Source organism: Bacteroides sp. MSSM.1001136sp1_RTP21357st2_D2_RTP21359_211015 (genome assembly GCF_040913205.1).
Lineage (GTDB): Bacteria > Bacteroidota > Bacteroidia > Bacteroidales > Bacteroidaceae > Bacteroides > Bacteroides ovatus.
On sequence record NZ_JBDFVF010000029.1, the window covers coordinates 36,049 to 48,707 of the forward strand.

At 40.9% G+C, this 12,659-nt stretch carries 9 protein-coding genes; 1 reads left to right on the plus strand and 8 read right to left on the minus strand.

The features are described from left to right. Positions 1 to 83 precede the first annotated feature (83 nt). From AB5217_RS17830 to AB5217_RS17855, 6 genes are all read right to left on the minus strand, one after another. The gene (locus tag AB5217_RS17830) at positions 84 to 1,685 is read right to left on the minus strand and encodes a hypothetical protein (protein WP_008998210.1); all 1,602 of its coding nucleotides are present in this window, start codon (positions 1,683 to 1,685) and stop codon (positions 84 to 86) included. Between the two features lie 22 nt (positions 1,686 to 1,707). Then, on the minus strand, positions 1,708 to 2,286 hold the full coding sequence (locus AB5217_RS17835; RefSeq protein WP_004310374.1) for an SIS domain-containing protein: 579 nt from the start codon (positions 2,284 to 2,286) through the stop codon (positions 1,708 to 1,710). Between the two features lie 5 nt (positions 2,287 to 2,291). Then, a complete protein-coding gene (locus AB5217_RS17840; protein WP_008998209.1) occupies positions 2,292 to 3,260 on the minus strand; it encodes an ROK family protein in 969 nt (322 codons plus the stop codon). A gap of 5 nt (positions 3,261 to 3,265) precedes the next feature. Continuing rightward, entirely contained in the window at positions 3,266 to 5,668 is a 2,403-nt protein-coding gene (locus AB5217_RS17845; RefSeq protein WP_032844982.1) for a glycoside hydrolase family 2 protein, read from the minus strand. A 122-nt stretch (positions 5,669 to 5,790) separates the two neighbouring features. Beyond that, positions 5,791 to 8,427, minus strand: a complete 2,637-nt coding sequence (locus tag AB5217_RS17850) for a family 78 glycoside hydrolase catalytic domain (protein WP_008998207.1) — start codon at positions 8,425 to 8,427, stop codon at positions 5,791 to 5,793. Positions 8,428 to 8,552: 125 nt separating this feature from the next. Continuing rightward, positions 8,553 to 9,563 (minus strand): LacI family DNA-binding transcriptional regulator, encoded by a 1,011-nt coding sequence (locus AB5217_RS17855; protein ID WP_004310382.1) that lies wholly within the window; start codon positions 9,561 to 9,563, stop codon positions 8,553 to 8,555. Between the two features lie 187 nt (positions 9,564 to 9,750). Between AB5217_RS17855 and AB5217_RS17860 the strand changes: the two genes are divergently transcribed. After that, positions 9,751 to 10,392 carry a carbohydrate-binding family 9-like protein gene (locus tag AB5217_RS17860; RefSeq protein ID WP_008998206.1) on the plus strand — a complete coding sequence of 214 codons (642 nt, stop codon included), beginning with the start codon at positions 9,751 to 9,753 and terminating at the stop codon, positions 10,390 to 10,392. Between the two features lie 84 nt (positions 10,393 to 10,476). Here AB5217_RS17860 and lpxA read toward each other — a convergent pair whose 3' ends face one another. Together lpxA and AB5217_RS17870 are read right to left on the minus strand one after the other, a co-directional pair. Next, a complete protein-coding gene (gene lpxA / locus AB5217_RS17865) occupies positions 10,477 to 11,247 on the minus strand; it encodes an acyl-ACP--UDP-N-acetylglucosamine O-acyltransferase (protein ID WP_004307481.1) in 771 nt (256 codons plus the stop codon). 18 nt (positions 11,248 to 11,265) lie between these two features. After that, on the minus strand, positions 11,266 to 12,657 hold the full coding sequence (locus tag AB5217_RS17870) for a TolC family protein (protein ID WP_032845064.1): 1,392 nt from the start codon (positions 12,655 to 12,657) through the stop codon (positions 11,266 to 11,268). Positions 12,658 to 12,659 lie beyond the last annotated feature (2 nt).

Genomic DNA, 12,659 nt, shown 5'->3' on the forward strand with positions numbered 1-12,659 from the left:
GGCGGATATATATGGCTAACATGGTGAATATATATGCCCAATACGGTGTATATATATCCCCACTAAATGGGGTGTATATACTTCTATTTTTGTACTAATACCCTGATTGATGAACGAGATAATTTAAGTTTTAGGTTATTCTCTTGCGTGTTGACCGTTTCTGTTGATTCTATAAGATTATCACCTTCCGGTAGGCGTCCTTCCATATATTTGTAGACATTGTATTCTCCATTGGCACCTTCTTTATCATTTTCCAACTGTATCATCTTGTCTTTGTCTGTAGCGTTGGAAAGTACATACGTCCATTTTCCCTCTGTGTTGAGAAAAGCACTTCCGGCTATCAACTCGTCGCCGAGATCCAATGGATATACTTCGTCGCCCTGGCGGACAAAACGTGTCAACAGACTATATGCATAGTATTGAGGACGTACCTCGTAGTCTTCCTTGATTTTGGAATATACATCTGGGTCTTCGGTATAAGCGGATTTTAGATATTTCCATAAACCGAGTTGCTGCATTTCCGAATAGGAGGCATTGCGGTTATAATATTGATCGATCAGACTCCAGTAGCTTACTCCGCAAGCACCGGCATTCAGATAGTTCAGAGCAACGCGGATTAGCTGTACCCCTCGCGTATACGTGTCTATACCATATTGACGGGCACTTCCGTATCCAGGAAAACCGAATTCTCCAACAAAATGTCTTTTACCTCCTGCAGAAGCTATATTTTGACGTTCCCAATTTACGAGAGTCGAATTAGGGGTGTTGTAGTCAAACTTGTATACATGAGAGTTATACAGGTCGGCTTCATCGTTTGTGAAAGCGGAAACACAGGCAGCGATATATCCGGGTGTACCGTCTGTATTGTCAGAAAGGTTGAAGTGTACCTTACTGCGTATTCCATCTGCTTTAAACTTGGCATCCAGTGCTTTCACCATGGGGGCGTAGGTGTCCTGCCAACCCATGGTTTCAAAATCACCTTGCCACATGATGCGGCCGTAACCTGCTATATGACTGTCAGGTTCATTGAATGGAGTAATTTGATTGATACAGGTATAATGCTTTTCTTCAATCAGGTATTTCACCATTGTGGAGAAGTTTTCAGCAAATTCTTCATAGTTATCTATACCGGCAATCCAACCCGGATTAACGTTATAACTTCGTGCATCACACAAGAAATGCTTTTGACCATTGTTAATGCCTGATAGTAAGTCGATATTGGTAATGGCTCCCCATACGACTAATGTCACTCCGATATTATTCTCCTGGGCCAGATCCAATACTTTGTATACAGATTGCATTTCTTCCGAATCAAAAGTGAATTTGCTCATATCCGCGACATTAGGATCGTTGTTGTCATTGGAGGGTTCCCACCATTGTGGCTGCATCATGATTCGGAATTGTTGTACTTTCATTTTCTTTACCCGTTGTACAACTATATTTTCCCAATCTTCAGCCTTTGAACCATCATTGCGGGTGATGTTTTGTGAGAAGAAGTGTGGATCCATCTCGACACCGATAGCATGAACCGGAGTTCCTGTTGAATTCCCTACTGCAACAGGATAATAGTTGCAAGCCGGGCAATCGTCATATTTGTTATAATCATCCGAGCAGGCGGACATTCCCCAAAGTGTGCAAACAATACTCAATAGAGTTTTACTGATATGTGTCATTTTCATTGCCATATTGATTAAATTTAGTAGGTTATTATTCAAAGCCTAATTCTGCCTCAATTGCCTGAATCAGAATGTGGATAACTTTGATGTGAATTTCTTGTATTCTGTCGGAATGTGCTGCTCGTGGCGCGCAGACTGCAATGTCTGCCAGTCGTGACAGTTCATTCTCTCCTTTTGAAGTCAGCGCTATCACTTTCATTCCATTGTTGTGTGCTTGTACGGCAGCTTTCAGTATGTTCTCGGAATGTCCGCTTGTGCTGATGGCCAATAATACATCTCCCTTACATCCCATAGCTTCTACATAGCGGGAGAAGATCTCGTTGAACGAAAAATCATTTCCCACACAGGTCATGTAAGCCGGGTCATTGATTGCAATTGCCGGTAGCGGGATGCGGTTGTTGCGGTAACGTCCGGTTAGTTCTTCTGCAAAGTGGGTGGCGTCACATAAAGAACCTCCATTACCACAGCTGATAATCTTATTTCCGGCTTTTAATGCTTCGGCGCAGGTAGAGGCTGCCTGTGAAATAATCCCGACTGTTGTTGTTTCCTCAAGAAAGCTCTCCAACGTTTGCCGAGCCTCTTCCAGTGTTGTTTCAATAAGCTCTTTCATAATAGTTAATCGGTTAAGTTAGCGGCTACAGAAAGAGCTGCATAATCTCCTATCTGCTCTCCCAAGGCGGCTGGTTTCACTTTACATACTCTGTTTGCACAGGATAATGCTTCCTGATCGATTATCTTTTGCATGATGGGTTCCATCATATTTTTATTCCGGGTATAGATGCCACCTATCACAATGACTTCCGGATTCAAGATATCGATCACCATGGATAATCCTTTTCCCAGATAAATAGCAGACGTCTCATATATGCTTTGGGCTAATTTATCACCTTTGGCAGCTTCTTCAGCCACTTTTCGGGCAGTAAGCTGATCTAGTTCCTGTAAGGTACACCATTCAACTTTCTGTCCGGTCTGCAATTTCTCCATCACATACATTTTGGAGAGTTGAGCAATACCTCCACCGCTGGCAAATCCCTCAAAAGAGCCCTTTTTACCGTAACCTATCGGACCGAAATCCGACAGGCGGATATGTCCCAGTTCTCCGGCATTGTCATTGGTGCCCGTATACAGTTTGCCATTTAATATTAATCCTGCTCCCAGTCCCGTACCGAATGTGAGAAAGACCATATTCTTAGTTCCTTTTCCTGCTCCGAACTTCCATTCGGCTAAAGCACAGGCATTGGCATCATTGTGTAGACTGGTTTTAATGCCCGTCTTTTTTTCCACCATTGCCACAATGGGGATGTTGTCCCATCCCGGTAGGTTAGGGGGAGACATCACGATGCCTGTTTCACTGTTGAGAGGACCTCCGCAACAGATTCCAATCGCTTTTGTGTTAGTAGGGGTTAGCTGGTGGAGGTTCATCATCTTTTCGGTTTCACAGAGAATTCTGTCTATTGTTTCGTCGACTGTGGTCGTATCAAATTTCTTTTTGTCGATGATATGTAGCTCGTCGTTTTCTTTGATACCGTAGATGATGGCGCATTTGGTGCCTCCTACGTCAATTCCTAACAAGTTCTCTTTCATAACTATTATTTTTTAGCGTATAATCCGGTTTTTTGTAACAGCCGCTTGTATTCTTTCAAGTTGAAAGGTGCCTTGCCGTATAGGTAATGATTCATGAATTTCTGATTACCGATCTGGTATTGGATCAGATAGATTCCTTGACCGCTTTCTTCCGGTAGTGAGGCTATTCTGACCTTTTGATTGGCTGGAATACGGAAAGTGCTCTCATAGATTTTACGTCCCGAGGATGCATCTGTTACCGTTACATTACCACTTTGTACGTTGCGTGTGTCATTCGTTCCTATCAGTGGGTAATTTCCGCCTTCTGCATCATTGATTAGTACACAAACATCCTGTTGAACATTCTTGATGAAATAATATGCCATCTTCTTTGAATTGTAGTAGTCAACAATCGCATCAGAGATCACTGGCCATCCATCCCGCAGGTTCCACCAGACAATACCAGTCTTGTCGTCAAACTTCTTTCCACGCCACATTTCTATGAAATATTTCATAGCTTCTGCCTGTACGGATTGAGAAGCGAATATAAAATCATCCAGTTTGGAGGGAACTTCACCAAAAAGTAAACGTACCTGATTAATCATAAGATTATTGCGATCGAATGTCTTTCCCCATTCTGGGAATCTACGAACAGATTTGGTAACCCATTCATCATTCCATTCATGATTTTTTGTCCAGGGATATACGGCATCTTTTGTCATCATTTTCTGGAGACTTTCTAAATTAGGGCAGCCGTGATAGCCGATTTCACTGACAAAGCAGCAGGTAGCATCCGTATAGAATTTGTCTTTGTAATATCCTCTGGGACCCCATAAATGGTTTTCTGGTAAATATTGGTCAGCACTTCCTCTTTCATATACCGCTTGGCTGTAGTAAGGAGAGCTGGGAAGATAAGGGCGAGTAGGGTCAAACTCATAAATAACTGCCGGGAGGACCTTGCGGCTAACTACATCCTGATTTGGATTAATATTAAATGGTTGCAAAGACCAGCGCAGTGCACAATCGTCTTCATTATTTCCTGACCATAAAACGAGTGATGGATGATTGCGTAACTTGCATACAACGGAAATGGCCTCTTCTTCCAATGCTTGTGTAAATGAGCTGCGTTGAGGATAGAAAGTGCATCCCATCGTAAAATCCTGCCATACCATAATGCCGTTTTCATCGCATAAATTAAAGAAATGATGATCTTCATACACGTTGCCACCCCAACAACGTATCATATTGCAGTTTAATTCTACAGCCATGCGGATAGATTCGTCTACGAAAGAATGATCCCGGCTATGGAGTGCATCCATGGGTACCCAATTGGTTCCGTGAATAAAAATAGGTTCTCCATTGACTATGAAACAGAATTTACCCGGATGATCCGGTGGGAGGTTGATGTCTGTAATGTCTAGTTGAATCGTGCGGAGGCCTACCCGTTTATTATCTGTTGATGAAATAGTGCCGTCAGAATCTACTAACTCTACTTTTGCATCATATAAAGCCGGTTCTCCATATCCTCTTGGCCACCATAAATCAGCATTCTTGATTTCCATTATATATCGGAATGCTGGGGAAACGACAACAGAGCTTCCTTTATATATTTCTTTCCCATGGCGACTTAATGTATATACGGCTTTCACTTTGTCGAACTTTTCGAAAGGTAGTTTTACTTGTACATCAGTATACAAACGTACATTTCTGGTAGCAGTGTCTACATTGGCGACCATATAGTGAACATCTGTGAGACGTGCCGGATTCAATACGCGTAATTCTACATCTCTCCACAAACCTGCACTGACTAATCGTGGCAGAATGTCCCATCCATAGGTGTGCGGAGCTTTTCTGATGAATACGGATTCTTCAGACGGGAAGTTTCCAATACTGAATGTCCCTAACAGATGTTTTTGTCCTTCAATAACAGATGAACGGAGTATCACTTGGAGTTGATTGCTTTCTCCTGCTTTTATTTCTTTAGTTACATCAAAAGCATGTTCAATCATCATATTTTCTGCTTTGCCAATGTGCTTTCCATTCAGCCATATATCGGCCAGACAGTCTATTCCGGCAAAGAAGAGTTGATATTGTTGTCCTGGTTTTAGTTGTGGCGCTACGAATGATTTGGAATAACACCATTGATAGCCTTCCCATTTGCGTAATTCATTTACATTACTGCCAATCATCGGATCTTTAATTAAGTTGGCAGCCATTAGGTCTAGTTCTACATTACCGGGGACTTGGGCTGATAGATGTTTCACTTCAGCTAGTTGCATGTCCTTGGGCGAAGTTATAGGTTCTTCAGGTTGCATCCAATAAGAGAGTTCCCATGTTCCATTTAAGGAGATGGAACTACCGGAATCGGCAAAAACACCACTTGTACAAGTGAGAAATATCAAAAATAGCAGTGTACTGATTTTATTCATTGTTAATAGATTTGATTGATGGTGTGACAAAGTAACTAGTGTTATATTTTTATAGTATTACATAACGGTCTCATTTTTGCTTCTTTATATACCTCTATTAAACCTCCTTTCTTTTGTTTCAATTAAAATGTGAGTTGATGTTTTCCTGACCTTAAATCTATCTTTTTACCATTATATTCTACTGTTGCATTCGTATTGACTGGGATCGTGACTTTGAGAATCACTTGTTCTCCTTTACGTTCCCATTCAGAACGAATGATTCCGTTTACAGATTTATATTCTGCTTTTACCCAGTCAAGACCTTTTACGAAATGAGGTTGGATAAGAATATGTTTGAATCCGGGTTTCTGTTCATCATAATTAATGCCTGCCAATATATTGTACATCCATGCATTAATGTCTCCAAGAAACATGTGATTTACGGAGGCATCTCTAAATTCAGGTGAAAGTATCCATGTTTCTGCTAGTGTAGTGAAACCTTGTTTTATCCAATTGCCCCAAGATGGAGCTTCTTCTTGTGCGGCCATCTGATATGCCAAGTCAGCATATCCATATTTGGAAAGCATCCGCAGGACTGTTTTACTGCCTAAAACTCCAAAATCGAGCAGGTTTTTATTGGCTTTTATCATCGTAGAAAGATTATCTGCAACCTGCTGTTCGTATTCTTTAGGAACGATTCCAAGGTATAAGGCAACTCCTTGTGCTGCTTGCGAACCATTGGCATAAATAGCTTTGGATGTGTCGAAGTATTTGTGATTGATAAGCAATTTCAATTCTTCTGCTTTCTTAGCATAACTACTACCATCTTTTCCAATGAGTTCTGCAAATTTAGCCATATACAGATTGTCTAAATAATAATAGCAGGTAGTGGTGAATTCTGTAGGGGTTTGTGTTTTATGGAATACCCAGTCACCAATTCCGTAAGTTACGGTTCCTTCCGCGTCCTCGCGTCCTGCGAGGTAGGCAAGGTATTTGGTGCATACAGGCCATAGTTTTTCGATGCTTCTTGTATCTCCATAGTAGTGGTAAATTGCCATTGGCACGATAAACATGGCAGCATCCCATACAGGACCTATCCAGTCATCATAGCCCCATCCGGAACTAGGAATGATTCCCGATATACGTCCTTCTTCATTTTGATTATCAATCATATCATCCAGCCATTTTTCATAGAAAGTAATACCATCGAAGTTTAATAATCCTAAATCCATTGTTATGTGTGCATCGGCAGTCCATCCATTTTTCTCTCGTTGGGGACAGTCAGTCGGGATACTCATCAGATTTGATAAATATGATTGATTAGCAGCTTTCCATATTTTATTTAATAGTTCATTTGAACAACTGAATTTACCAACAGGAGGAACAGCCGTATGTATGAATTGAGCGGTTAAGCTCTCTTTAGTAAGTTTTACAGGACGATCTGAACGAACTTCTACATATTGAAATCCATGATATGTAAAATCTGGAGTGAATGTACCTTGTTTTCCGTCCAATATATAAGTGTCTGTTTGAAAAGCGAGGCCAGGTAATGGTTTGTAGTAAATATCTAAGTTGCGCATTTCCAAGCGTCCGTTATCTTTTAGCAATTCGCCGTGTTGCATACTGACTTTAGTGCCTTTCTTGCCATTGATAGAAAGAGTACAGACCCCTGACATATTAACTCCAAAATCGTATACATAGACTGTATCACCAAAAGAACGCATATTGATTGGAGTGATAAATTGTTCCGTTTCAATAGCAGGCATGTTTTGTGATACTAGTAGGGGAGAAGGGGCAGCCACCTGAATTGCATTTGTCCATTTAGAGTCATCAAAACCCGGTTTGTCCCATCCAGCAATTGCAAGACATGCATCATAGGTATCACCACTATAAATATTGTTTTGTATATAAGGACCGGTACTCGTTTTCCAAGTAGAATCTGAATGGATGGTTTGCTTTTCTCCATTTTTATATAATATCTCCATTTCGCAGATCATTCTTGGGCGGTTACGCCAGCGGGCTTGCTCATAGCTCCATGTTGCTACAGGGGCCGATTCGTTGTAGAATCCGTTCCCAAGTATTGCAGATAGTACGTTCTCTCCTTTGAGCAGTTGTGAAGTGACGTCGTATGTGTTATACAGATTTCTTTTATCATAATGAGTAAAACCCGGATTGAGATGTGATGATGTTATTGATTTACCATTTAATGTCATTTTATAATATGCAGCGGCACTTACATATAATCTTGCTTGTTGTATATCATCTTGAGCGATAAACGACTTGCGCAACATGGGCGCTGGCGTATAATCTTTATCATGATTATCAGTAATCCATACTCCTGTCCAGTCACTTTGGTTGAGTTGAGCTGTCTCAAAACTGGATATAGGAGAGATAATCTTATGTTCCTTTGTTCTATCCCATGCTATTACTTGCCAGTAATAACGAGTTCTGGATTTCAATTTTTCTGATCCTTGATAGGTCGCATGAGGAGTGTCAGAGTAAATAGTGTCAGATTGCCAGCTATTATCGGATGAGTTTCTCAAATCTTGTTCCCGGGTGGCGATATATAGCTGATAGCTGTCTTGAGAAAACTCTGTTGCATCTTCATTATTGGTTGTGTAATTCCAAGTAAAACGCGGTGCTGGTGAATCAATGCCAATTGGAGAAATTTGATATTCACATCGCATATTTTCAATATCAATGTTGTTACTGCTGCATGCCCATACTAGAAGTCCTAATAGAGCCAGCATGTATTTTTCATTTTTAATTTGGAACTTCATAATTCTGTATCTTTATGTTAATAATTAGAGGGCTATTTTCTTTATTGTTACATTTGTTAATTTGATATCATTATTTATTTTTACTAAACCGGTTAAGTGATTGAAGAAAAAATGTAAAATCATGACTAGGGTAATGAACATGGCAGGACAAGTGTTTCTACTTCTTTTTTTTCGGTCGAATTTTCCAAGCGATATTTGATATCGCCAAGTAGAATCCTTACGGCATTCTTACCGATCTCTTCTATTGGCATTCTTGCGATGTTCATATTAGGTGCTAAGACACGGAATGCTGATACTCCATGAATACAAGCCAATTCATATCCTTTATTTATATTGATTCCTTTTTCATAAAAGTAACGGAATGCTTCCAGAGCCAAAATATGGGTTGTGAAGAAGAACCCATCTACATCAGGTACTTTGCTGAATATTTGATCAAGAGTCTTGAAAACATTCTTCTCATAATCAACAAAGGTCACCTCTCCATATAGATCAGGATCAACGGGTAGGTTGGCTTCAATTAAAGCTCTTGCATACCCTTCTCGTCTCATATTCATTGTGCGGAGATGAGGATTCGTGGTAATAATAGCTATTTTAGATGATCCGTTATCGATCATTTTCTTTACTAACTCGTAGCTACTGCCTTCATTGTCAATAATGATGTAGTTTGTCTGCATCTCAGGAAAGTAGCGGTCAAATAAGACTAATGGATAGCCTTCTTTGACTAGATTCTGTATTTCAATTTTAGAAACTTTTGTGGGGGCTACTATAATTCCATCCACCTGTTTCGCTTTGAATAACCGGATCATTCTGTTTTCTCTTTCTATTTCAGATTCAGAGCTACAAATCATTAATGAATAGCCTTGTGTTTCCGCTTCCTTTTCTATAGAACGGGCAACTTTGGAGTAAAAAGAGTCTGTAATATCCGGTATGATTAATCCGATTGTGCCTGATATACCCGTATTTAGGCTTCTGGCTAATAAATTAGGCTGGTAATTCAACTGTTTGGCGCATTGAAAGACTTTTTCTTGTGTAGCAAGACTAATACCTTTTTCATCCCCCTTACCAGAAAGTACCCAAGAGATTGTTGTCTTGGATAATTTTAAGGTTTCTGCTATGTCTTTAAGGGATGTTTTCATAAACAGTATCTATTTAATCGGTTAAGTGATGGCAAATATATGAAAAAATATCTCATTATATAATAGTTGAGCAATATTTAACTAAATATTATTTTTTAATATAATAATTTGCAATTTAAAAATAACATAGAAATAAGGTGTAAACCAAAGAAAGTAACTATATTTGTATCATTCAAACGAAAGATATATGAAAGTAAAGAAAATTAGTGCGGCTAACGTGGAGGCTTGTTCGCTTCCTAAATTATTCGATGAAGAAAAAATAGATTTTCAGCCGGTTCAGTGTGTCAATTGGGCTGAATATCCTTACAAACCTAAAGTGAATTTTCGAATTGCTCACACACAGAACTCGATTTTGCTACATTTTAAAGTGAAAGAGGAGAGTGTACGTGCCAAGTATGGAGAAGATAACGGTTCTGTATGGACTGACTCCTGCGTGGAATTCTTTTCCATACCTGCAGGCGACGGAATCTATTATAATATAGAATGCAATTGCATCGGAACTATTCTGGTGGGTGCCGGACCTGTGCGTAACAACCGCGAACATGCACCGAAAGAGGTGACTGCTCTTGTACAACGCTGGTCTAGTCTGGGTAATCAGCCTTTTGCTGAACGCATCGGTGAAACGGACTGGGAGGTGGCCCTTATTATTCCGTATTCTGTGTTCTTTAAGCACCAGATTGATTCGCTCGACGGAAAGGAGATAAAAGCTAATTTCTATAAATGTGGCGATGAATTGCAGACCCCTCATTTCCTTTCATGGAATCCGATACAGATTGAACAGCCGGATTTCCACCGCCCTGATTTCTTCGGAACGTTGGAGTTTGAATAGTGAATTGAATCTTTGAATTTGAAGATAAAAAAGAAGGTTGATACTTGAAAAAGTATCAACCTTCTTTATATAGACTCACTTTATTTATTTCACAATCCCTCTTTCCGAGTTCTTCACGAAATTTACAATATTCTCGATCTCCTCACTCATAGGAACCTGATCGATGATCTTCTGTACAGCATCCTGAACGCTAAAATTACCCTGATAAATCAAACGGTATGCGTTGGCGATGTGACGGAGGACTCTTTCCGATGTATTGCGATGTTGCGAGAGAACCACAGCATTTACACCGTGATATGCCACCGGATTTCCTGACATGATAACGTATGGAGGCACATCCTTAGATATACGGCATCCACTTTGTACCAGTGTCCAGCTACCTATATGACAATATTGGTGTAAGGTGACATTGCCACTTAGGATAGCGCAGTCATCCAGCATACACTCTCCTGCAATGGTAGTACCTATGCCTACTACACAGTTATTGCTGATTTGTACATCATGGCAAAGGTGTACCTTATCCATTAGGTAGTTTCCATTTCCGATTTTGGTAGCATTGCCGGCAAATGTAGCGCGGCTGATTACCACATTCTCACGAATATCGTTGTTATCTCCAATAATCAGGCTACTTTCTTCTCCTGTGTAGTGGAAATCTTGCGGTTCCGCTCCGAGGACGGCATTCTGATGTACCTTATTTCCTTTTCCCATTTTAGTACCTTGCAAGATACTAGCGTAAGACATGATGACGCAGTCATCTCCGATCTCTACATTCTTTTCGATGTAGGCAAAAGGCAGAACAGTTACATTCTTGCCTAGCTTTGCTTCGGGATCTACGTAAGCTAACGGACTAATCATAATAGTATATGTTTAAAGTTATTCTTCTCTTCCACCACCCAGTGCCTGGTAAAGGCTTACTACTGCCTGCATTCGATCAAAGCAATCAGAAACCTGAGAGATTTGTGCGCTCAGGTAAGACTGTTGTGCAGACAATACTTCCAGGTAGGTTGAGGTCCCTAAGTTAAACAATTCTTTTGTATCTTCCGAAGCTTTTTTAGCAGATTCTACCTGCATTTGGCGAGATTCTACCTTTTCACTGGTCTTTTGGTATAAACTTAGCGCATTGCTAACCTCACTACCAGCATTCAATAAGGCTTGTTGGAAAGATAATTTCGCTTGTTCTTCCTGCGCTTTAGCAGCTTTCAGGCGAGCGATGTTCTGTCCGCGGTAGAACAATGGCTGTGTCAGTGAACCGACAACAGAGGCCAACAATTTGCCGGGATTAACGATTCCGGCTCCTGAATTATTTGTCCATCCTGCTGAACCGCTAAGTGTGATTTGCGGATAGAAAGCGGCACGAGCCGAGTTGGTATTATAATAGCAACTAGCCAATGACATTTCGGCTGCTTTTACGTCCGGACGATTGGATAATAGCTGAATAGGCACACCGGCGGAAAGTTCGGTTGGAAGTACTTGTGCTTCCAATTCACCACGCTTGATGGCATGGGGAGCCTCTCCCAAAAGAGTAGACAGTGCATTTTCCGTTTCGCGGATACTCTGCTCGATATCAGGAATACTGGCAAGTACCTGTGCGTAAGCGGCTTTACTTTGTTCTACACCAGCTGAATTGATGCTATACATGGCCGCATCTTTCATGGCTTCCATCGTTTCTGCATTCTTTTTCAGAATTTCTGCTGTAGCCTTGGTTATTTCCAACTGGCGGTCCAACATCATTAATGTATAATACATATTGGCGACGTTAGAGATAACCTGTGTCTGTACTGCCTGGCGGTAAGCCTTAGTTTGCTTCAGAGTAACCTGGGCACTCCGTTTAGCATTCAGTAGCTGACCAAACAAATCAATTTGCCAACTAGCTGTGACAGGTAATGAATAAGTTTTTGTAGCTGCGTTCTTGTCGAAGCTGCTAATCGTTCCTTGCGGAGACAATCCCAGTGACGGAGCATAAGCCAAACGTGCCGACATCAGGGATGCTTCTGCCGCTTTCACATTCTGTGCAGCAGACAAGAGGTCCGTATTTTGTTTCAGTCCTGCTTCGATGAGTGACTGGAGTTGCGGGTCGGTGAAGACTTCTCTCCACGGCAGATTTCCGAAGTTGGCTGTATCCGAAACCAGTGTATCATTATCCGCTACCGGATCGCGATACAGGCCGGAAGTAGTGATATCTTCGGGTCTGTCATACGACTTATAGATGTGGCAGCTGCTCAAGAGAGCAGTTGCGCACAACATATATAGAATCTGTTTCTTCATAT

Coding starts and splice junctions, on each gene's coding strand:
- AB5217_RS17855 (WP_004310382.1), bottom strand. CDS start 9,563: ATGAAAACATCCCTTAAAGACATAGCAGAAACCTTAAAATTATCCAAG.
- AB5217_RS17870 (WP_032845064.1), bottom strand. CDS start 12,657: ATGAAGAAACAGATTCTATATATGTTGTGCGCAACTGCTCTCTTGAGC.
- AB5217_RS17845 (WP_032844982.1), bottom strand. CDS start 5,668: ATGAATAAAATCAGTACACTGCTATTTTTGATATTTCTCACTTGTACA.
- AB5217_RS17830 (WP_008998210.1), bottom strand. CDS start 1,685: ATGGCAATGAAAATGACACATATCAGTAAAACTCTATTGAGTATTGTT.
- AB5217_RS17860 (WP_008998206.1), top strand. CDS start 9,751: ATGAAAGTAAAGAAAATTAGTGCGGCTAACGTGGAGGCTTGTTCGCTT.
- AB5217_RS17850 (WP_008998207.1), bottom strand. CDS start 8,427: ATGAAGTTCCAAATTAAAAATGAAAAATACATGCTGGCTCTATTAGGA.
- AB5217_RS17840 (WP_008998209.1), bottom strand. CDS start 3,260: ATGAAAGAGAACTTGTTAGGAATTGACGTAGGAGGCACCAAATGCGCC.
- lpxA (WP_004307481.1), bottom strand. CDS start 11,247: ATGATTAGTCCGTTAGCTTACGTAGATCCCGAAGCAAAGCTAGGCAAG.
- AB5217_RS17835 (WP_004310374.1), bottom strand. CDS start 2,286: ATGAAAGAGCTTATTGAAACAACACTGGAAGAGGCTCGGCAAACGTTG.